This is a genomic window from uncultured Thiocystis sp., assembly GCF_903866365.1.
Classification (GTDB): Bacteria; Pseudomonadota; Gammaproteobacteria; order Chromatiales; family Chromatiaceae; genus Chromatium.
The window spans coordinates 1-20,664 of the sequence record NZ_CAIPNF010000242.1 but is presented as its reverse complement, the minus strand read 5'-3'; the positions used below and the strand labels follow the sequence as shown (position 1 = coordinate 20,664).

The window sequence follows — 20,664 nt, the reverse complement described above, 5'->3', positions numbered from 1 at the left end:
ACCTCTCACTCAGGCCAGCGCTGGGGTACCTTTTCGACTTTGTCGGTGTCGTAGCCGAGCTTGCCGATGAAGTCGACGATCTCGTCATATTTGTCGGCGGCGATCTCGGGCTGTCGGGCCATGATCCAGACATAATCGCGTTTGGCGCGGGCGATGACGGTGATGCTGTTATCCGGTTCCAGCCAGACGATGCGATAATCCGCCTTGAAGGGCCAGAGGAATTGCATGCCCCAGAGTGCGTTCGATGAGGGATCGCGCACGAATCCGGTGGGACGATAGGTCTTCAGCGGGCCATCGAAGGCGTCCTGGTTGAACCTGAAGGTGGTCGCGATCGAACCGTCTTCGTTCAGGGCATAGGATTCCACGGCATTGTGGGCGCCCTTTTCGATGAAGGTCGGGATGTTGGCGATGACATACCAGTCGCCCATGAAGCGTTCGAGATCGACGTGACTGACGGTCTGCATTGGTGAACCCCCTTCCTCGGTACAGGCGCTCGTCAGGGCGAGCAGAAATGCGACGATGGTTAGAGCCAGGATGCGTTGCATCGCAATCCTCCGGTTGAAACATGAAAACCGTTATTCGGCCAAGGCTCGACCTTCACTGGAGCGCCGGGGCGGCCCAGGAAAGAAAGCGTTGGTGCGTTCGATGTAGGTCCGGTAGGCGGGTCGGCGTTCCTGGATGTCTTTTTCCAGCAACGAGACGCCAGAGACCCGCAACAGCAGAAAGGTCATGAGAATGGGCGCGAGCATGGACCACCAGCCGCCCGCAGCCAGTGCGAAGAGAAAAAACCCCCACCAGATGCAGGCCTCGCCGAAATAGTTTGGATGACGGGTATAACGCCAGAGCCCCCGATCCATGACCTGTCCCCGGTTCTCCGGACGCGCTTTGAACTCGGCGAGTTGCTGGTCGCCCACCGCCTCGAAGAAGAAACCGATCAGCCAGAGCCCTAGGGCCACGGCATCGAGCCAGCCCAGCGGCGACTGCCCCAGCAGGGCGGCCAGCAGCGGCAGCGAAATCACCCAGGCCAGCAGCGCCTGAAGGCCGAAGACGATATAACTGCTTTTCCACCAGAAACCCGGCTCGTGATCGGCGCGGATCGCCTGATAGCGTCGATCCTCGCCATGACCGTGGTTGCGACGGGTAATGAAGGCGCTCAAGCGGATCGCCCAGAGCGCCGTCAAGGCAAAGACCAGCAGCGCGCGCGCGCCCCACGCGGGGGCGAGCAGCAGATAGATCGCCCCCATCAGCAGGAAAAACAGCGACCAGAGCGAGTCGACGATGCTGACATCCTTCAGCGGGAGGCTCGCGATCCAGCCGCCAAGCCCAAGCGTCAGGGCAGCGGCAAGACCGAGGCTGTAGATCTGGAGATCAAACATGCCGGTATTCTCCATCAAGGTTCGATTCATCGGTTGGACTGGGCTCCGACCGGTCAACGTCGTCGATTTTCTGCGCGATCCAGGCGGACAGCGGCATCAGGAATGACCAGCCGCCGGCCAGCACGGCCATGCCGACGAAGACATCGGGAAACTGCACGCCGCCCAGTTTGTAGCCGGCGTAATAGGCGAGCGGACCGCCCAAGGCTCCGAACGCGGTGGCGAGAAACCAGCGGTCTTTCAGCCAGCCCAGCGAGACGTTCAGGGTCGTCGCGAAGGCAATCCAGATGGCGACGATCCAGACTGGCGCGAGCCAGGGCAATAGCATGCCGGAGGGGTATTCGAGGAACCCGAAGCGGACCAGCAGACTGTCCCAACCGGTACCGAGGAAACCGATCGTCAGCAGAAGCGCCGCCTCTCGCCGGGGGTGGCGAGATTGCGACAGGTGTAGCCCCGCCACGAGCGCGACGACGCCGACGCCGAGCCACGGCAGGCCGTTAGCGCCGCCGAGCACGCAGGCGAACCAGCCAATCTGGAAGGCGATGAGGTTCGTGATGATGCGGGTCACTCGGTCTCCTGGGAGAATGTCGGCGCGGTATTCGTCCAATTGATGCCCAAGGTCTCGATATGCAAGGCCCCGGTGAGTCGATGGCACAACCATCGGGTTCCGAATCTCGATGATCCGACTGCGCGGGATGCTCTGGTATGATTGGCACTCAATACACAATGTCAGCCAAGCCGCCATGAACCGGATGTCCGAGCATCGGAGATGTCCCGGTTTTTGACAGGGGCGGCTGGCGCGATCATCGCTGTCCATACCGCAAGGAGTCTCGAATGAAAGCAGATTGTTCCAAACGCATTGCTGTCGCGGCAACCGTGGCCGTACTCATTACCGGCTGTGCCGCCGACGGTTCGGGCATGTCCCAGACCGGCCGGGGCGCGGCCATCGGCACCGCGACTGGCGCCGCCGCCGGGGCGCTTATCGGCTCGCTGGGCGCCAACGCGGGACGCGGTGCCTTGATTGGTGCCATTGGCGGCGCCCTGGCGGGCGGCATGGTCGGCGCCTACATGGAGCAGCAGCACAAGGATTTCCAGAAGGCGCTGGCCGACGAGATTGCCAACGGCATGATTCGGGTTCAGAAGTTACCCAATGACGAACTGCTGGTGGGCATGACCGGCGAGACCGCCTTCGAGGTGGATTCGGACCGGATCAAACCCGGTTTCTATAGCACCATGGACAAGATCGCCGCCATCGTGAACCAGTATGGCAAGACCGAGCTGGCGGTCGCGGGTCATACCGACAGCACTGGATCGGCCGAACATAATCAGCTTCTATCGGAGCGCCGCGCGGGATCGGTCGAGAATTATCTCACCGGCTCCGGCGTCTATCAGGAACGCATCGCGTCCGCCGGGTTTGGCATGAACAAGCCGGTCGCGAGCAACGAGACCGACGCGGGTCGGCGTTTGAATCGCCGGGTCGATATCATCATTGTGCCGATCACGGCGACGTAGGCGACGCCCAGCGCGGTTAATCACCTTCGCACCTGATATCCAGATATACCCTGTCGTAGGAGCGTGTTTCAAACCCGCACCTACGTCCGGTGATCACATGCGATGGCTATAGAACCTAAAATAGAGTGATCGAACTGCGAACCCTGTTTTCCTTTGTGTCCTTTGTGTCCTTTGTGTCCTTTGTGTCCTTTGTGTCCTTTGTGTCCTTTGCGCCTTTGCAGTTCCAAATGCCGGATTTAGGCTGATCGATCCAATAAAAAACGCGGCTCGAAGCCGCGTTTTTTTCTGTCTCGATCAAGGACGGGTCAAGTCGGTTGGTCGTCGTTCGCGCCCATGCACTGCTCGGATTCATACCACATCACGTTGATGATTCCGAGGGCCAGTGCCAGAAAGACGCCTAAGAGCCAGGCGAAGTACCACATGGAATGTTCCTCTCGATTCGGTCGTCAATAAAAAATGGCTGACGCGGTTTGGGCGAACGCGCGGTGGCGGGCGACAGCTCGCCACCGCGCGGATCGGTCTGGGCCCGGTTTAATACGCCAGATGATCCTGCGCCCGGATCTCTTCCACCGTCACCCGCCGCCACATCTTGGCGTAGGTCCAGGTGGTGTAGGCCAGAATCAGCGGAATAAAGATCACCGCGGCCCAGAACATGACGGTGAGCGTCAGGTGACTGGAGACCGCATCCCAGGCGATCAGGCTGCTGTTCGGATTGGTGCTCGACGGCATGATGAAGGGGAACATGGCCGCACCCGCGGTCATGATCACTCCGGTCAGGCCCAGACTGCTCGCAATCAGCCCGAGTCCGGGACGATCGGACATCGACCCCAGAATGCCAAGCCCCAGTCCAGCGAAACCCAGCAGCGGGAATAGCAGGGTCCAGGGATAGTTGCCATAGTTCGCGAGCCAGGCACCTGCTTCCTGAATGACTTCTTTATTCAGCGGGTTGGGTGTGGCGTTGGGGACATGCTCCGACACCACCCGGAACCCCTCGATGCCCAGACTCATCCACACGCCCGCGATGGCAAAGCCGACGATGGTCGCGAGACCGACCTTCTTGGCCCAGACCTTGGCCCGTGAGGCGATCGGCTCGGCGGTGCGCAGTTGCAGCCAGATCGCGCCGTGCATGGTTAGCATGCCGAGACTGATCAGGCCGGCGAGCAGGGCAAAGGGATTCAACAGCCCAAAGAAACCGCCGCTGTAGAATGGCCGCAGGAAGTTATCCAGATGAAAGGGAACCCCCTGGAGCAGATTGCCGAAGGCGATGCCGAACACGAGCGCGGGCACGGCGCCGCCGACGAACAGGCCCCAGTCCCAGGCATTGCGCCAGCGCGGATCCTCGATCTTGCTGCGGTAGTCGAAGCCGACCGGCCGGAAGAAGAGCGCGAACAGCGCCAGCAGCATGGCGAAGTAGAAGCCCGAGAAGGCCGCCGCGTAGACCAGCGGCCAGGCGGCGAAAATTGCGCCGCCGGCGGTGATGAGCCAGACCTGGTTGCCGTCCCAGTGCGGGCCGATGGTGTTGATGATGACGCGCCGTTCATCGTCGGTCTTGCCCAGGAACGGAAGCAGGGTGCCGACGCCCATGTCCATGCCGTCGGTGACGGCAAAGCCGATGAAAAGCACGCCGACCAGTACCCACCAGATGAACTTCAGCGTTTCGTAATCAAGAATCATGGTCAAAAGCTCCGGGGCTATTCAGCCTGTTTCTGAGGGGCCGTCGCGGGTGTCATGCCGCCGGCGTGGCCGGTCTCGCACTCGTGATGATAACGGCCAGTGTGCAGCGAGCTTGGCCCCTGACGGGCGAATTTGACCATCAGGAACATCTCGATAATAAAGAGCGCCGTATAGAAGAGGAGAAAGCCGGACATGCTGATGACGAGGTCGGTGGCGGTCAGGCTCGACGCGGCGATACTGGTGGGAAGCACCTCGCCGATGGCCCAGGGTTGACGTCCGAACTCGGCGACGAACCAGCCGGTTTCGACGGCGAGCCAGGGTACCGGGATGCTCCACAGGAACAGACGCAGCAGCCAGCGTTTCTCCTGAATCACGCGCTTGGCGTTATAGTAGAAACCAAGCACCAACAACAGCAGCATCCAGACGCCGGCCCCGACCATGACCCGGAAGGCCCAGAAGATGGGCGCGACTTCGGGGATGGAATCCTTGACCGCCATCTGGATCTGTTCCTCGGTGGCCTGGGCGGGATTCTCGGTATAGGGCTTCAACAGCAGTCCATAGCCCAGATCGTCCTTATGATCCTCGAAGCTGGCACGGTTGCCGGGGGTGTCCTCGCCGCTGCGCAGTCGCTCCAGGTATTCAAAGGCGACCATGCCGCTGCGGATGCGCACCTCATGATCGACCATCAGGTCTTTCAGTCCCTTGACCTCGGTGTCGAGCGAGCGGGTGGCGATCAGCCCGAGCAGCCAGGGCACCTTGATGGCGTTATGCGTCTCCTCGTCCTCGTTGCTCGGGTTGCCGTAGATGGTGAAGGCAGCGGGCGCCTTCTCGGTCTCCCACTCCGCTTCGATGGCCGCGAGCTTCACCCGCTGGATGTCGCCCACCTCGTAGCCGGACTCGTCGCCGAGCAGGATAACCGAGAGGATCGACGCCAGTCCGAAACCGACGGCGACCGAGAAGGAGCGTTTGGCGAAGGCCAGATCGCGTCCCTTCAGCATGTACCAGGCGCTGATGCCGAGCACGAACATGGTGGCGGTGACATAGCCGGCGGCGACGGTGTGCACGAACTTGACCTGGGCGACCGGATTCATCAGCAGTTCGCCGAAGCTGGTCATTTCCATGCGCATGGTCTCGAAACTGAATTCGGAACCGACCGGATTCTGCATCCAGCCGTTGGCGATCAGGATCCAGAGCGCGGAGAGATTCGAGCCGAAGGCCATCAGGAAGGTAACGGCCAGATGCTGGCGCTTGGTCAGGCGCTCCCAGCCGAGGAAGAAGAGTCCGATGAAGGTGGACTCCAGGAAGAAGGCCATCAGGCCCTCGATGGCGAGCGGGGCGCCGAAGACATCCCCGACATAGTGGCTGTAATAGGCCCAGTTCGTACCGAACTGGAACTCCATCGTGAGTCCGGTGGTGACGCCGAGGGCAAAGTTAATGCCGAAGAGCTTGCCCCAGAACTTGGTCATGTCCCGGTAGATTTCCCGTCCGGTCATGACATAGACGCTCTCCATGATCACCAGGATCCAGGAGAGCCCCAGTGTCAGGGGAACGAAGAGAAAGTGATACATCGCGGTACTGGCGAACTGCCATCGCGAGAGTTCAACCATGGCGCTGTCGAGCATGAACGATTCTCCTGATCCAAGCCGTCAAGTAAGAGAGATAAGTCACGATCCGGCGGTGTTTTTGAAGCGCCGAGCCTGTGTTTGGCGCGGCGTCTCGCGCGTCATGCCGGAGGTTCCATCGCGAGAGGGTAATCCATAACAGAGTTGTCAGGAATGACCCGAGACTAAGTGTAGCGCAGCATCTTTTTATACCCCTATCAAAACGACTCGCATCGCCTGATGCTCCGGGGTCGTGCCGCTCGGGGGACAGGATCAATGCGTGTCGGGGGAGAGCGTCATGCGCTGACGGTCAGGTGCGTGGTCATGGTCATGCGGCGCGGCGACGGGCAGCGATGTTCCCGCCGCGATGGCGTTGACGGCCTCGATCGGGTCGGTGGCACTGGTCGTGTGTACCCGGATGCCGTGTCGCGACAGGCGCTGGATGAAGCCCTGACCGGCGCTCTGGGTGACAATGGCGTCGAGTTGCAGCTCGAACAGCGGATGATCGTCGCCATGATACTCATGCAGCGATAGGTCCATGGGCAGGTCCAGCCGGTCGATCTCGATCGGATCGGTCACGCCGTCGGCTTCCAGGATGAGAAAGCGTCTGCTCTTGCCGGCATGGCCGGTGATGGTACGAAAGTTCTGGCTGGTGACGGCGATGCGCATGGATGACTCCAAAGCTGAGGGATTGAACGGGTCAGGGCGCCGCCCGCGGTCGGTCGCAGAGTCCCAGCGCCCAGTCTTCCATGGCGGCGTTGACCACCGGCATGGGGGCTTCCAGAAAGGTAATCAGGAACCCCCGATCGGTCTCGGCGACGCCAATGGATCTCGGGCGGTCGGCGAGTAGATGCGGATTCGGCAGCGCGATTCCCAGACAGAAGACGACATTCTTGGCGGCGAGGATCCCTGCGCCGATATGACCTTCCGGCAGCGATCTGGTGTGCGCGTAATGGTCGAACTCGGCGATGAACTGCGCCCCGCGATGCGCCTCGATACAGGCCCGGAAGTAGGCGCAGATGGCATCGACCGAATCGAAACGGGTCTCCTCGCGCTCGATTTCCAGGGTGAACAGCGGATATTCCGCGAGCGTGAGGGTTTGTTTCATGACGATCTCCATCGACACTGATTGGATTCTGGCGGTCATCGCGTTCCTGTCGCCAGTCGCCGTGGATGAGTGCGCGGCCGTGAGCGACACAACAGGCGGAGAGTACGAGTTGTTTCGACGTGCGGCATTGAAATCAGTCAAACTCGACACCCCGGAGACGGGATGGCTTTAATCCTCGGCGATGCGGCGCAGATTCGGGATGTCGAGCAGAAACAGATTGGGCGCGGTTTCGACCAGCAGACTCTGACGCTTGAATTCGGCGATGGTGCGGCTGGTGGTTTCGGTGGTCACGCCGAGCATGGCGCCCATGTCCTCGCGGCTGAACAGATGACACTCGCTGGTCTCGCGATTCAGCACCAGACGCAGCAGCAGACGCGCGACCCGCTGGCGGGCCGCGCCGGTGGAGAGTTCGGTCAGCCAGGCATCGGCCTCGGTCAAGGCGCGCTGCCAGCGGGTCATGAGTTCGTGGTGCAGGCTCGGGTTTTCGCGTCCCAGGTCGCGCACGAGACGTGCCGGAAAGCGGCAGACTTCGGTGACATGCAGCGCGATGGCGTCATGGTGGTAGGCATCGTCAAGGATGGCCTCCAGGCCCAGCACGTCGGTCACGCGCACGATGCGCACGATGCGCTGACTCCCGTCCGGCAGATACTGGACCAGCTTCAGGGCGCCGACGCGGACCGTGAACATGTGGTCGCCGGTGTCGCCGGCACGGTAGAGGCTCGTCCCAGGCTTCAGCGTGAACTGGTCGATGGGATCGTGAATGCGCTCGAAGTCGGACTCTTGCAGCCCAGCAAAGAGAACCGAGGTTCGGAGCGAGCAGTTTTGGCAGTTTGCCTCGCCGGACCAGGCATCCCGTAATGTCACACTTTTCGCCATCGGTTAAGGTTATTCCTGAAAAACCGCGTTTGCCTGCGGGCACGTCAGGTGCAGGATGCCCTCTTTGCCGGATCAGGCGTATCGAGAAACAATTATCATCGCCTCATTGCGAAATCGCAAATCAGTCATGCACCGCCGTGCGGACGCAACCGCATGGCGTCGCCCGTGCTCAACCTTCAGGAAACCCGATGCCACTGCTCAATCTCGACTCGATCTCGCTCTCCTATGGCCAGCCGCCGCTGCTGGAGGATGTCACCTTGACCATCGACCGGGGCGAGCGGATCTGTCTGATCGGCCGCAATGGCGCCGGCAAGTCCACGTTGCTGCGCATCATCGCCGGCGAGGCGCAGGCCGACGGCGGCCAGGTCCGGGTCGTGCAGGGCGTGACCATCGCCAAGCTGGCCCAGGAGATTCCGCGCGACCAGACGGACGCCACGGTCTTCGAGGTGGTCGCGGATGGGCTGGGCGATCTTGGCGGTCTGGTGCGGGAGTATTTCCGGCTGTCGCATGGTCTCGGCGCCAATGCCACCGAGGGCGAACTCGACCGCTTGGCGCGGGTGCAGCAGCAGTTGGAGGATCGCAACGGCTGGGAGATCGAGCGGCGCACCGAGCGGGTCATCACGCGGCTCGGGCTGAACGCCGAGGCCCAGTTCCAGTCGCTCTCGGGCGGTCTTCAGCGCCGCGTGCTGCTCGCCCGCGCGCTCGTCATCGAGCCCGATCTGCTGCTGCTCGACGAGCCGACCAACCATCTGGATATCGAATCCATCCATTGGCTCGAAGAGTTTCTGCTGGATTTTCCCGGCTCGCTGTTGTTCGTTACCCATGACCGGCGCTTTCTGCAACGGGTCGCGACCCGGATTCTCGAAATCGACCGCGGGCGCATCACTGACTGGCCGGGTGATTACGCGAATTATCTGCGTCGCCGCGAGGAGCGTCTGCACGCCGAGTCGATGGCGGTCGAGCAATTCGACCGTAAGCTGGCCGAGGAGGAGGTGTGGATCCGTCAGGGCGTCAAGGCGCGACGGACCCGCAACGAGGGCCGGGTGCGCGCGCTCAAGGCGCTGCGCGAGGAACGCCGCGAGCGGCGCGAGCAACAGGGCACCGCGCGACTGCGGGTGAGCGACGCGGAGCGTTCGGGCAAGCTGGTGGTGGAGGCCGAGGGCGTGACCTTCGGTTTGGGCGGGCGTCCGGTCATCCGCGACTTCAGTACGCTGATCCTGCGCGGCGACAAGATCGGCATCATCGGCCCCAACGGGGTGGGCAAGAGCACCCTGCTCAAGCTGCTGCTGGGCGGTCTGGAGCCGCAGAGCGGACGCATCCAGCGCGGCACCAATCTCCAGGTCGCCTATTTCGACCAACTGCGCGCCCAACTCGATCTGGAAAAGAGCGTGCAGGACAACGTCGCCGGCGGCAGCGATCAGATCGAAATCGATGGCCAGTCGCGGCATGTTCTGTCCTATCTCAAGGACTTCCTCTTCACGCCCGAGCGCGCGCGCCAGCCGGTCAAGGCCTTGTCCGGCGGCGAGCGCAATCGTCTGCTGCTGGCCAAGCTGTTCACGCGCCCGGCCAATTTGCTGGTACTCGACGAGCCGACCAACGATCTGGACACCGAGACGCTCGAACTGCTGGAGGAACTGCTGGTGCAATTCGCCGGCACCCTGCTGCTGGTCAGCCATGACCGCGTCATGCTGGATAACGTCGTCACCAGTACGCTGGTGTTCGAGGGCGACGGACGGGTGTGCGATTACGTCGGCGGTTACGAGGACTGGCTGCGCCAGCGTCCGGCCTCGGCCGCATCATCTCGACCTGCCGAGGCCAAGCCGAAACTCGCGGAATCCGGCACGGATGCCGCCAAACCCAAGCGCGGCGCGGACAAGTTGAGTTTCAAGGAAACCCGCGAACTGGCCGAACTGCCGGCGCGCATCGAATCGCTGGAGCAGGAGCAGGCGGATCTGCACGCCTGCCTGGCCGATCCCGCGCTCTATCAGGCGGACGGGGGCGAGGTCGCGAAGGTCAAGGCCCGGCTGGAGGTCGTGGACGCGACGCTGGAGGATGCCTATGCCCGTTGGGAGGTGTTGGAGGGGCGGCGGTAGACATGTCTCCGGCGCATGGCGATCTTTCCTGGCTTTTCATCCGTCCGGATGGCGGTGTTTCCGACTGCCGCTGATCAGCACCCAATCCTCGCGGATACGGGTTGGATCCAGATCAAGGGAATCCGTATAAGCAGCGCGGACGCTGTCCGCCTGCTCGGCGAGGACGCCGGACAGCACCAGCTCGCCCTGGGGCCGCAGCCGTTCGATCAGGCGTGGGGCCAGCGCGATCAGGGTGGCGGCGAGGATGTTGGCCAGGACGCAGTCGGCGGCGTGGTCCGGGAGATGCTCCGGGGCGTGAATGTCGAGTCGGTCGGCGACGCCGTTGGCCAGCGCGTTGTCACGGGTGGCCTCCAGCGCCTGCGGATCGTGGTCCACGGCGATGGCGCGCGCGGCGCCGAGCTTCAGCGCGGCGATGGCCAGGATGCCGGAACCGCAGCCAAAATCGAGGACGGTCTTGTCGGCGAGCGAGGCACCATCGAGCCACTCCAGGCAGAGCGCGGTGGTCGCGTGATGTCCGGTGCCGAAGGCCAGCCCCGGATCGAGCGCCACGACGACGGCGCGCGGATCGTTCGGCGCCTGGCCGTGCGGACAGACCCAGAGTCGGCGACCGAAACGGGTGGGTTTGAAGGTGTCCAGCCAGACCCGTTCCCAGACCCGATCCTCGATACGCTCGATGCGTGGCGGGGTGCCTAACTGGACGGTCAGGTGACGGGCGAGCCGCTCGACCAGCGTCTGGGTCTCCGGATCGCTCTCGAACAGGGCGGTGAGCGTGACCTCGGACCACAGCGGGGTTTCGCCAGGGCCGGGTTCGAGTTGCGGCTCCTCGCCGGCATCGCCGAGCGTGATGGACAGCGCGCCCGCGATCTCCAGGTTAAGCGAGAAGGCTTCGGTTTGCGCGCGCGGGACGTTGAAGGAGAGTTGCAGCCAGGGCATGGGGGTGGCATCGAATCCTTAAAGATGATGATCGAACAAGCGCGGTTGACCGATTGAGTCGGTCAGGCAATGTGCGTTGGGATGACCGAAACGCCTGTTGGCGTCGCGCTGAGTCTGCCGACGATCTGTCGGCGCTCCCAGGAGTTTTTGCGCAGATAGCCGTCGCATGCGATCACCGGACGCAGGAGCGGGTTTGCAACCCGCTCCTGCGACAGGGTATGCCGGGATATCGGGTGCGAAGGCGATAAAAGCGAAACGCTTAAACCGCGTTAACGCCAACGTCCGTGGGTTTGGTCAATGTTGGCCCAATGGACGAACAGGACATGCCACGCCGGACGCGATTTAATTTACATCCCGAGTTTTTTTTCAAGGTAGTGGATGTTGGCGCCGCCCGCGAGAAAGGCGCCGTCCCGCAGGATGGCGCGCTGGAGCTTGATGTTGGTGTTGATGCCGTCGATGACGGTCTCGCGCAGGGCGTTGCACATGCGTGCGATCGCCGATTCGCGGTCCTCGCCATGGGTGATCAGCTTGCCGATCATGGAGTCGTAGTAACGCGGCACCGTATAGCCGGTGTAGATGTGGGTCTCCAGTCGTACTCCGGGGCCGCCGGGGGCGTGGAACTCGGTGATCTTGCCGGGGCTTGGCATGAAGGTCTCGGAGTCCTCGGCGTTGATCCGGCACTCGATGGCGTGACCGCGCATGACGATGTCTTTCTGGGTGTAACGCAACGGCTCGCCGGCGGCGATCAGGATCTGTTCCTTGACGATGTCCACGCCCGTGACCATCTCGGTGACCGGGTGCTCGACCTGCACCCGCGTGTTCATCTCGATGAAATAGAAGTGGCCGTTCTCGTAGAGAAACTCGAAGGTGCCGGCGCCGCGATAACCGATGGTGCGGCAGGCGGCGGCGCAGCGTTCGCCGATCTCGCGCCGCTGGGCCTCGGTGATGCCCGGAGCCGGGGCTTCCTCGACGACCTTTTGGTGACGCCGCTGCATGGAGCAGTCACGCTCGCCCAGATGGATGGCGTTGCCCATCTGGTCGGCGAGGATCTGGAACTCGACATGACGCGGGTTCTCCAGATACTTTTCCAAGTAGACCATGTCGTTGTTGAAGGTCGCGGCGGCCTCCGCCTTGGTCAGCGAGATGGCGTTGAGTAGGGTCGCCTCGGAATGGACTACCCGCATGCCGCGTCCGCCGCCGCCGCCGGACGCCTTGATGATGATCGGATAGCCGATCTCGCGGGCAATCTCCAGGGTGCGCTTTTTGTTGTCGTCGTCGATCGGTCCGTCGGAACCCGGCACGCAGGGTACGCCAGCGGCCTTCATGGCCGCGATGGCGGAGACCTTATCGCCCATCAGTCGGATGGTCTCCGGGCGTGGGCCGATGAAGATGAAACCCGAGCGCTCGACCCGCTCGGCGAAATCGGCGTTCTCGGACAGGAAGCCATAGCCGGGATGAATGGCGACGGTATCCGTGACCTCGGCCGCGCTGATGATCGCCGGCACGTTGAGATAACTCTGGAGCGAGGCGGCCGGTCCGATGCAGACGGACTCGTCGGCTAGCAGGACGTGTTTCAGGTCGCGGTCGGCCTCGGAGTGGACGGCGACCGTCTTGATGCCGAGTTCGCGGCAGGCGCGCAGGATGCGCAGCGCGATCTCGCCGCGATTCGCGATCAGTACCTTCTCGATCATTGCCATGATGGGGATGTCTTCAGTAGGGGGCGGCAGGTTGGGCCACGGAAGCGCCGGACCGGCCGCGCGCTGACGGGTGTTTCAAACCGTGTCCAGGCCATCGGCAACGTCGGTCGGTTCAGTCGAAGCCAAACCGTTCGGGAAAAGAGGCGCGCCATGCCGGAGACGGTTCGCTCCTCATTCGATCACGAACAGCGGCTGGTTGTATTCGACCGGTTGACCGTTTTCGACCAGGATGCGCCGGACCGTTCCGGCCTGTTCGCATTCGATCTGGTTGAGGATTTTCATCGCCTCGATGATACAGAGCGTCTCGCCGGCCTGGACCGTCTGACCCTCCTCCACAAAGGATTTGGCGCCGGGCGAGGGCGCCCGATAGAAGGTGCCGACCATGGGCGAGCGGACGATTTCGCCATCCAGTCCGGCCAAGGGGTCGTCGTCGGTCGCGACGGTCAGTGCCGCGGGCGCCACGGGAGCGTTGAACGGCCCTGGCATCGGTTGGGGCATGTAATAGGGCATCGGCGCGCTGCCATGACGGCTGATGCGCACCGATTCCTCGCCCTCGTGGATCTCGATCTCGGCCACGTCGGATTGCTCCAGTAGCTCGATCAACTTCTTTACCTTGCGGATATCCATGGTCATAGGTTCTCGTTCGTCGGTTCCTGCGCCAGGCGATTGAGCGCGGCGCGTAACGCCAGTGCGTATCCCTCGGCCCCGAGTCCGCTGATCACGCCCACCGCGATGTCCGAGAAATAGGAGTGGGCGCGGAATGGCTCGCGGGCGTGCACGTTCGACAGGTGCACCTCGATAAAGGGGATCGCGACGGCAAGCAGGGCATCGCGCAGGGCGACGCTGGTATGGGTGAAAGCGGCCGGATTGAAGAGGATGAAGCGCACCTCGTCCAGCGGAGCACGATGGATGGCTTCGATCAGGATGTGTTCTGCGTTGCTCTGAATGAAATCGAGCCGATAACCCGCGGCCTGGGCCGTGGTTTCCAGCGCGCGCTGGAGATCGGCCAGGGTCGTCCGGCCATAGTGTCCGGGCTCGCGGGTGCCGAGCAGATTGAGGTTCGGTCCATTCAGGACCAGAATCGCGGCCATCGCGGGTGCTGCCTTTCAGAGGGTTTCGGTTTGAGGGGTTGTGGCCAGTTCGATGCGAACGGCGACAAATCGCCGCGAATTGTGCGGATTTTACGGAATTTTGTCCAGTCGGTTCGTCGCCTGCCCCGCCACCGATCAGGTTGACGTGGCGATGCCGGGTTTGCGCGCCACTTCAGGCATTTGAAACATCCAGTGCGCTTGCGTCCTCCGACAGCCCCGTCAGCGTCTCGCTGATCTCCCACAAACGCCGGTTGGCCGCCGGGTTCAGCACCTGGGGCGGTGCCTTGAGGGTCTTGCGGTCGCCGAAATATCGCCCGCTGACATCGTCCACCTCCGGTGCCGTGGCGACATGCAGTACTCGCCGCGCGGCTTGATCCGCTGTCGGTAACGCCCAACCCACTAGCACCGAGACCAGCTTCCAGAAGAGACCTTGCGCCCCATCCGTGCCTCCCAGGTTGGATTTGAAAACGCCAGGGAAGACGCAGTTGACTGTCACGCCGCTACCCTGAAGACGGCGCGCCAGTTCGAAGGTGAAATGCAGGTTGCCGAGCTTGGACTGGCCATAGGCCTGCATCATGCGGTAGGGCCGCCGCTCCCAGTTCAGGTCCGTGAAGTCCATGACGGTGTCGATGCGGGTGCCAACGTTGACGATCCGCGCGGGCGCGCTGGACTGCAATCGCTCCAGGAGCAGATGCGTCAGGAGAAAGGGGGCGAGGTGGTTGACCGCCAGAGCGCATTCGATGCCGTCGGGGCTCAACCGCCGCGCGGGAAAGGCGGTTCCGGCATTGTTGACCAGAAGATGTACCCGGTCGAATCGTTCCAGAACCTGCTCTGCCAGTGCGCGCAGTGCCGATTGATCGGCCAGATCGGCAACGAACAGATGCAGATCCGCGTTGTCGGTGCTGGTCTGTATCTCGGCAACCGCCGCTTCGCCGCGCGCACGGTGACGCGCGACCAGTCCAACGCGCCATCCGGTGCTGGCCAGTGCGTGCGCGATCGCCTTGCCCAGGCCCGAATTGGCGCCGGTGACGAGCGCGGTCTTCCCGTGGGACGTTGACATAGGTTTCATCTCTTGCCCCGCTGGTGCGGGCCCTGGCGGCCCCGATAGGCGGCGACCTGTTGCATGATGTGGTCGAAGGGTAGCCGCTCCAGCGCGCCAAACCGTTCGATCGCGGCTTCGACCATCGCTCGGATATCCGCGATGAAGAGGGGCGCGGGGTCATCAGGCGTCAGGGACGACTGGATGCCGCGCAGACCGCCAACCTGAATACGCATGGCCTTGGCGTGGGGGAGGGCGCCGCGGGTATCGGTCAACTTGAGGGCGAAACGTGCCTGCTGGCGCAGTCGCTCCAGAAGTTCCAGGCAGTCGGCTTGGGCCGAATCCGAGGAGCATTGCACCCCTTCACGTTCGGCGATACAAAATTTCCGCGCTAGGGAGCAGGCGCATTGGTTGGTCAGAATCGCCTTTTCGTAGGGACAGAAACGCTCGTTGATGGCGCGGTAGGTGCTTCGGAAGGCTTCGCTGTCCACGCTGGCATCAACTCCCCGGAGCGGTTTTGCCGGTGTCGCCGCGACCGGTGAATTGCTGGATCATCCGTCGGTCGCGCTTGCTGGGCCGGCCGTCCGTGTCGCCGGAATCCGCGCCGATTTCGCGGCGTTCGCGGATCAGCGTCTGGCGTTTCAGTCGACTGGCCTCATTCTCCGCGTAGAGAAGGGCCGCCTCGGTGGCCGGGCGGCGTTGTTTGGCGATGGCGAGCACCTCGATCTCCCAGGAGAGACCGCCCTTGCGGATGTCCAGGCGGGTACCGGGGCGGATGGTGCGTCCCGGCTTGGCGCGCTGACCGTCGACCTGGATCTTGCCGCTATTGATCGCCTCGACGGCCAGATGGCGGGTCTTGAAAAATCGCGCGGCCCAGAGCCATTTGTCGAGCCGCAGTTCCGGTGTGGGGATGTCTTCTTTCATGAACGATCAGAGTGTGGCCGATGGGCGTGCAATCAAGCGCTCGTCGCATGCGCTACAAACCGAGCAGGGCATCCAGTTCGCCGCGCTCATCGAGCAGGGCCAGATCGTCATAGCCGCCGATCAGCCGGTCGTCGATAAAGATCTGGGGGACGGTATGGCGCTGGCTGAGTTCGACCATGAGTTGCATCCGCGCCGGATCGCGATCAACCGGGATCTCGTCGAATCCGATGCCCTTGCGTTTCAGCAGGCGTTTGGCGCGGCTACAATAGGGGCACACCATGGTGGTGTAGATGGTGACCTGAGGCATCGTCTCACGTTGTCCTTTTCTGTCCGATTCACGAGCTTCGCCGTTTGGGCGGAAATCGTCAAGGCAACCTTGAAAATAGGCTCATCATGTATCGAAACACTCCGCATCCCATCTCTCTGCACGATTATCGGCCGCCGGAGTTTCTGATCGATCGGGTCGATCTGCGTTTCGAGCTGGATCCCGAGCGGACTTCGGTCGAGGCGCGGCTCAAGCTGCGCCGCAATCCGGCCGCGACGCGCGGCGACGGTTCGCTGCGTTTGCATGGCGAGCAGTTGGATCTGGAACAGGTCGCCATCAATGATCGCCCCCTGACGCCGGCCGACTATCGGGTGGACGCGGAGTCGCTGACGCTGTTGCGGGTGCCGGATCGCTTTGGTCTGATGACGCGGGTGCGGATCCATCCCAACCTCAATACCGCGCTGGAGGGACTCTATCAATCCGGCGACATGCTCTGCACCCAATGCGAGGCGGAGGGTTTTCGCCGCATCACCTATTTCCTGGACCGCCCGGACGTGATGGCCTGTTACGGCACAACCCTGGTTGCCGACCGGCGCCGTTTCCCGGTGCTGCTGTCCAATGGCAACCGGGTCGAAGCGCGGGATCTCCCCGATGGGCGCCATCTGGTGCGCTGGGAAGACCCTTTTCCAAGCCGAGTTATCTGTTCGCGCTGATCGCCGGCGATCTGAGCGCGGTCGAGGATCGCTATACCACCGCCTCGGGGCGCGAGGTCGAACTCAAAATCTATGTCGAGCCGCACAATCTGGACAAGTGCGATCATGCGATGCGGTCGCTCAAAAAGGCCCTGCGCTGGGACGAGGAGCGTTTCGGGCGCGAATATGACCTGGATGTTTTCATGATCGTCGCGGTCAGCCATTTCAACATGGGCGCCATGGAGAACAAGGGGCTCAATGTCTTTAACGACAAATATGTACTGGCACGTCCGGATACCGCCACCGATGCGGATTTCGAGGGCATCGAGGGCGTCATCGCCCACGAGTATTTCCATAACTGGACCGGCAACCGCATCACCTGCCGCGACTGGTTCCAGCTGAGTCTGAAAGAGGGCTTCACCGTCTATCGGGATCAGGAGTTTTCCGCCGACATGGGATCGCGCGGGGTCAAGCGAATCAACGATGTCCGGTTGTTGCGGGCGCACCAGTTTCCCGAGGATGGCGGCCCGATGGCACACCCGGTTCGCCCCGAGTCCTATATTGAGATCAATAACTTCTACACCGCCACCGTCTATCAGAAAGGCGCCGAGGTGGTGCGGATGCAGGCCAATCTGCTCGGACCCGAGCGGTTCCGCCAGGCGACCGATCTCTATTTCGAGCGCCACGACGGTCAGGCCGTGACCACGGACGATTTCGTGCGCTGCATGGAAAACGCGAGCGGCCGCGACCTCGGCCAGTTCCGCCGCTGGTACGACCAGGCGGGAACCCCGGAACTGACCGTCGCCGGCGACTATGACGCAACGTCTGGCGCCTATACCCTGACGATCCGCCAGCACACCCCGCCGACGCCCGGTCAGACGGTCAAGGCGCCTTTTCATATCCCGCTGGCGATCGGTCTGCTCGGCCCCGATGGCCGGGATCTGCCGCTGCGGCTTGCGGGCGAGCCGTCAGCGACTGCCCCCGGCACGCGCGTACTGGAACTGTGCGAGGTCGAGGAACGCTTTTGCTGTATCGATTTGACCGCGCGTCCGGTGCCGTCGCTGCTGCGCGGCTTTCCCGCGCCAGTGAAATTGCGTTTTGCCTACAGCGACGATGACCTGCTGTTTCTGATGGCGCACGACAGTGACGGTTTCAATCGTTGGGATGCGGCCCAGACACTCTTGCAGCGTCTGCTGCTGGCACTGGTCGCGGACCCCGAGGCCGGAATCCCCGAGCATTTTTTCGAGGCCTTTCGCCGCGCGCTGCTCAATCCGTCGAGCGACCGGGCGCTGCTCGCCGAAGTGTTAACCCTGCCTTCCGAATCCTATCTTGGCGATCAGATGGAGGTGGTCGACGTCGATGGGATCCATCGCGCGCGCATGGCGCTCGGGCGTCTCGTCGGCGAACGTCTGCGCGAGGATTTGCTCGGGGTCTATCGGGATAACCGCGAGATGGGGCCCTATGCTTTCACGCCTGCGGCGAGCGGGCATCGCGCGCTCAAGAACCTGGCCCTGGGTTACCTGATGCGGGTGGGCGATGCACAGGCGCTGCAAGACTGTCAGTCGCAGTTTGCCGCGGCGCACAGCATGACGGACGTGATGGCGGCGTTGCGTCTGCTGGTCGATCATGGAGGAGCGGAAGGCGCGCAAGCGCTGGATGAATTCTATCGCCGCTGGTTCCGGGAACCCCTGGTCCTGGATAAATGGTTCAGCGTGCAGGCGACCAGTTCGCGTCCGGAGACTCTGGAGCGGGTGCGCCATCTCATGGGGCACACCGATTTTTCGCTGCGCAATCCCAACCGCGTGCGTAGCCTGGTTGGCGCCTTCTGCACGGCCAATCAGGTGCGCTTTCACGCCCTCGACGGTGGCGGCTATCGCTTTCTGGCCGATCGAGTGCTGGAGCTCGATCCGCTCAATCCGCAGATCGCTTCGCGCCTGCTCAAGGCGATGATTCGCTGGCGGCGCTTCGATCCAGGCCGGCAAGCGCTGATGCGCGCCGAAATCGAGCGTATCCTGGGTTCCGAGGAATTATCCAAGGATGCCTTCGAGGTTGCCTCGAAGGCATTGGAAAGCAATTAGCCGCGGGGCTCGCCTTTATGCCGCGCAACGCCGCAACGGCGGTGTGCGGCTGCGTTCATCGGCTTCCTGGCAGATGGCGCAACGTTTGGCATTGGGAACATGCTGGCGGCGGATGTCCGGGATCGGCTCGCCGCAATCGACGCAGAATTCACGACCGTGTCCGCTGTTGGTGTAGCCTTGGATCGCGGCAATTCGCAGTTGGATTTCCCGTTCCGTGTGGGCTTGGGCCAAGTCGAGCACATCGGCGTATTTTTCCATCGGATTTTCTGACCTGTGCTGGAGAGACGAGACCCGAGTATGTTCCCGCTTCATGATCCTGGGATGAGCGTTCGGTGGCGGGATCATGACGGTCGAGCCGTTGAGACGATGGTCCGGGATCGCGGCGTCGTGACAGAATGCCAGGAGCTCCTATAAAGGAAGGTTCATGTTCGGGATCGTCGACCGCTATCTTTTCCTCGAAGTATCGAAGGCGTTTGCCGCCATCGTCGTCGTTCTGTTGCTGATCGTGATCAGTCTGATGTTCCTGCGCACTCTGGAAGAGGTCAATCTGGGCGGACTAAGCATCGATCTGGTGTTTCGTTATCTGCGTCTGCAGATGGTCCGCGACACTTCCAGTTTGTTACCGCCGGCCTTCTTTCTGGCCATGCTGGTGACCCTCAGCCGACTCGCGCGCGACAGCGAACTGATTGCGCTGAATGCTTGCGGCATTGGTCCGCCGCGGATCTATCGCACACTGCTGTTGCTGGCGATTCCGGTTGCGCTTCTGACTGCTTGGTTTGCGCTCTATCTTCAGCCCGAGGCCGCCGGCGCGATCCAGGAGATTCGTCTTCAGCAGAAGGAGCAGGCGACGCAGATTGCCGGTTTACAGCCCGGACGATTTTATGTGGAAGCGCAAGGGGAGGTTGTGGTCTATATCGGTGAGATCGATCGCCGAAAGTTGCTGGGCGATATTTTTGTTCTCGACCGGCGAGGCGGTAACGGGCGTCTTGTCGTCAGCAATGGCGGTCGGCACCGGGTCGAAGAGGCGACCGGCGATCATCTTGTCACCTTGAACCAGGGGCATCGTTTCGATGGCAATCCGGGCTCCGGTGCCTTTCTTATCGGCGATTTCGAGGAGTACCGGATCCGCATCCAGGGTTCCGGCGTCAAGCAACCCACTAGTTCCAAACGTGCCACGGCGTCAACCGTGGAATTGTGGTCGTCATCCGAGCTGGCGGATCGAGCCGAACTCGAACACCGCATCGCCGCGCCCCTGGCAATCTTCACCCTTGCCATGCTGGCGATTCCGCTGGTCGACATCTCTCCGCGCCAAAAGACTGGCGGACGTCTGTTCCTCGCCTTTCTGGCCTATTTCAGCTTTTTTAATCTCCAGCGACTGGCGGAGACTTGGCTGGGGATGGGCCTGACGCCATCGTGGCTGGGGAGTCTGTGGTATCAGCTGGCGATCTTGGGTAGCGTCTATTTGATCCTGCTGCCTGACAGCTTCTGGATCCAGCGTCTCAACCAGCGCCTTGCCGGCCGTCCTACGGTTGGAGCCGACGGTGGCCGTGGAGGCTAGCAAGCGCATTCCTGATTAGCAAGATCCCTCAGTTAGGCCCAGTTAGGCCAGTATTCTGAGGCCAATTGGCGCACACTGGGTTCCGCCGTCTCGCTGAGGAATTCCGCCATGCCCATGAACCGCATTCAATTCCAACCTGGGCTGTCGCTG

Annotated in this window: 22 protein-coding genes and 1 pseudogene; 5 read left to right on the top strand and 18 right to left on the bottom strand. The window is 62.4% G+C overall.

Annotated elements, in window-relative coordinates; all coding sequences use genetic code 11:
- Positions 1-5: 5 nt before the first annotated feature.
- Genes QZY07_RS13405 through QZY07_RS13395 form a run of 3 tightly spaced genes read right to left on the bottom strand, consistent with a single transcriptional unit; the run spans position 6 to position 1,941 of the window.
- Positions 6-545: a lipocalin family protein gene (locus tag QZY07_RS13405; RefSeq protein WP_295403506.1), complete on the bottom strand. Its 540-nt coding sequence runs from the start codon at positions 543-545 to the stop codon at positions 6-8.
- 30 nt (positions 546-575) lie between these two features.
- Positions 576-1,376 carry a DUF1295 domain-containing protein gene (locus QZY07_RS13400; RefSeq protein ID WP_295403503.1) on the bottom strand — a complete coding sequence of 267 codons (801 nt, stop codon included), beginning with the start codon at positions 1,374-1,376 and terminating at the stop codon, positions 576-578.
- Positions 1,369-1,941 carry a DUF2878 domain-containing protein gene (locus QZY07_RS13395; RefSeq protein ID WP_295403500.1) on the bottom strand — a complete coding sequence of 191 codons (573 nt, stop codon included), beginning with the start codon at positions 1,939-1,941 and terminating at the stop codon, positions 1,369-1,371. The genes QZY07_RS13400 and QZY07_RS13395 overlap by 8 nt, the downstream gene beginning before the upstream one ends.
- 266 nt (positions 1,942-2,207) lie before the next feature.
- On the opposite strand from QZY07_RS13395, the gene QZY07_RS13390 reads away from it, so the two are divergent.
- The gene (locus QZY07_RS13390) at positions 2,208-2,885 is read left to right on the top strand and encodes an OmpA family protein (protein WP_295403498.1); all 678 of its coding nucleotides are present in this window, start codon (positions 2,208-2,210) and stop codon (positions 2,883-2,885) included.
- A gap of 305 nt (positions 2,886-3,190) precedes the next feature.
- Here the strand turns inward: QZY07_RS13390 and cydX are convergent, their stop codons facing one another.
- The 5 genes from cydX to QZY07_RS13365 form a co-directional block, all read right to left on the bottom strand.
- On the bottom strand, positions 3,191-3,307 hold the full coding sequence (gene cydX, locus QZY07_RS13385) for a cytochrome bd-I oxidase subunit CydX (protein WP_295403493.1): 117 nt from the start codon (positions 3,305-3,307) through the stop codon (positions 3,191-3,193).
- A 109-nt stretch (positions 3,308-3,416) separates the two neighbouring features.
- Entirely contained in the window at positions 3,417-4,559 is a 1,143-nt protein-coding gene (gene cydB / locus QZY07_RS13380; RefSeq protein ID WP_295403491.1) for a cytochrome d ubiquinol oxidase subunit II, read from the bottom strand.
- 17 nt (positions 4,560-4,576) lie between these two features.
- A complete protein-coding gene (locus QZY07_RS13375) occupies positions 4,577-6,181 on the bottom strand; it encodes a cytochrome ubiquinol oxidase subunit I (RefSeq protein WP_295403488.1) in 1,605 nt (534 codons plus the stop codon).
- A gap of 252 nt (positions 6,182-6,433) precedes the next feature.
- Positions 6,434-6,829, bottom strand: coding sequence for a NifB/NifX family molybdenum-iron cluster-binding protein (locus QZY07_RS13370; protein ID WP_295403486.1), 396 nt, complete (start codon positions 6,827-6,829; stop codon positions 6,434-6,436).
- 31 nt (positions 6,830-6,860) lie between these two features.
- Positions 6,861-7,268 (bottom strand): DUF6858 family protein, encoded by a 408-nt coding sequence (locus QZY07_RS13365; protein ID WP_295403483.1) that lies wholly within the window; start codon positions 7,266-7,268, stop codon positions 6,861-6,863.
- On the opposite strand from QZY07_RS13365, the gene QZY07_RS13360 reads away from it, so the two are divergent.
- Entirely contained in the window at positions 7,267-7,440 is a 174-nt protein-coding gene (locus QZY07_RS13360) for a hypothetical protein (RefSeq protein WP_295403480.1), read from the top strand. The genes QZY07_RS13365 and QZY07_RS13360 overlap by 2 nt on opposite strands.
- Here QZY07_RS13360 and QZY07_RS13355 read toward each other — a convergent pair.
- Complete coding sequence (locus tag QZY07_RS13355; protein WP_295403477.1) at positions 7,437-8,144, bottom strand: Crp/Fnr family transcriptional regulator; 708 nt, start codon at positions 8,142-8,144, stop codon at positions 7,437-7,439. The two genes, QZY07_RS13360 and QZY07_RS13355, sit on opposite strands and share 4 nt — an antisense overlap.
- A gap of 188 nt (positions 8,145-8,332) precedes the next feature.
- On the opposite strand from QZY07_RS13355, the gene QZY07_RS13350 reads away from it, so the two are divergent.
- Complete coding sequence (locus QZY07_RS13350; RefSeq protein WP_295403475.1) at positions 8,333-10,237, top strand: ATP-binding cassette domain-containing protein; 1,905 nt, start codon at positions 8,333-8,335, stop codon at positions 10,235-10,237.
- Between the two features lie 36 nt (positions 10,238-10,273).
- On the opposite strand, the gene prmA is transcribed toward QZY07_RS13350, so the two are convergent.
- From prmA to grxC, 8 genes are all read right to left on the bottom strand, one after another.
- Positions 10,274-11,170, bottom strand: coding sequence for a 50S ribosomal protein L11 methyltransferase (gene prmA / locus QZY07_RS13345; RefSeq protein WP_295403472.1), 897 nt, complete (start codon positions 11,168-11,170; stop codon positions 10,274-10,276).
- Between the two features lie 347 nt (positions 11,171-11,517).
- Positions 11,518-12,861 carry an acetyl-CoA carboxylase biotin carboxylase subunit gene (gene accC / locus QZY07_RS13340; protein WP_295403640.1) on the bottom strand — a complete coding sequence of 448 codons (1,344 nt, stop codon included), beginning with the start codon at positions 12,859-12,861 and terminating at the stop codon, positions 11,518-11,520.
- Between the two features lie 177 nt (positions 12,862-13,038).
- Complete coding sequence (accB, locus tag QZY07_RS13335; RefSeq protein WP_295403638.1) at positions 13,039-13,494, bottom strand: acetyl-CoA carboxylase biotin carboxyl carrier protein; 456 nt, start codon at positions 13,492-13,494, stop codon at positions 13,039-13,041.
- A 2-nt stretch (positions 13,495-13,496) separates the two neighbouring features.
- On the bottom strand, positions 13,497-13,958 hold the full coding sequence (gene aroQ, locus QZY07_RS13330) for a type II 3-dehydroquinate dehydratase (protein ID WP_295403469.1): 462 nt from the start codon (positions 13,956-13,958) through the stop codon (positions 13,497-13,499).
- A gap of 172 nt (positions 13,959-14,130) precedes the next feature.
- Positions 14,131-15,018: an SDR family NAD(P)-dependent oxidoreductase gene (locus tag QZY07_RS13325; protein ID WP_295403466.1), complete on the bottom strand. Its 888-nt coding sequence runs from the start codon at positions 15,016-15,018 to the stop codon at positions 14,131-14,133.
- A 5-nt stretch (positions 15,019-15,023) separates the two neighbouring features.
- Entirely contained in the window at positions 15,024-15,488 is a 465-nt protein-coding gene (locus QZY07_RS13320) for a hypothetical protein (RefSeq protein ID WP_295403463.1), read from the bottom strand.
- Positions 15,489-15,495: 7 nt separating this feature from the next.
- Positions 15,496-15,921, bottom strand: coding sequence for a S4 domain-containing protein (locus tag QZY07_RS13315; RefSeq protein ID WP_295403461.1), 426 nt, complete (start codon positions 15,919-15,921; stop codon positions 15,496-15,498).
- 52 nt (positions 15,922-15,973) lie between these two features.
- Positions 15,974-16,228 carry a glutaredoxin 3 gene (grxC, locus tag QZY07_RS13310; RefSeq protein WP_295403458.1) on the bottom strand — a complete coding sequence of 85 codons (255 nt, stop codon included), beginning with the start codon at positions 16,226-16,228 and terminating at the stop codon, positions 15,974-15,976.
- 86 nt (positions 16,229-16,314) lie between these two features.
- Between grxC and pepN the strand changes: the two are divergent.
- Positions 16,315-18,956: pseudogene (pepN, locus tag QZY07_RS13305) on the top strand (aminopeptidase N).
- Positions 18,957-18,971: 15 nt separating this feature from the next.
- Here pepN and QZY07_RS13300 read toward each other — a convergent pair.
- Entirely contained in the window at positions 18,972-19,214 is a 243-nt protein-coding gene (locus tag QZY07_RS13300) for a TraR/DksA C4-type zinc finger protein (RefSeq protein WP_295403456.1), read from the bottom strand.
- Positions 19,215-19,380: 166 nt separating this feature from the next.
- Between QZY07_RS13300 and lptF the strand changes: the two genes are divergently transcribed.
- The gene (lptF, locus tag QZY07_RS13295; RefSeq protein WP_295403453.1) at positions 19,381-20,514 is read left to right on the top strand and encodes an LPS export ABC transporter permease LptF; all 1,134 of its coding nucleotides are present in this window, start codon (positions 19,381-19,383) and stop codon (positions 20,512-20,514) included.
- The last annotated feature ends 150 nt before the right edge of the window (positions 20,515-20,664 follow it).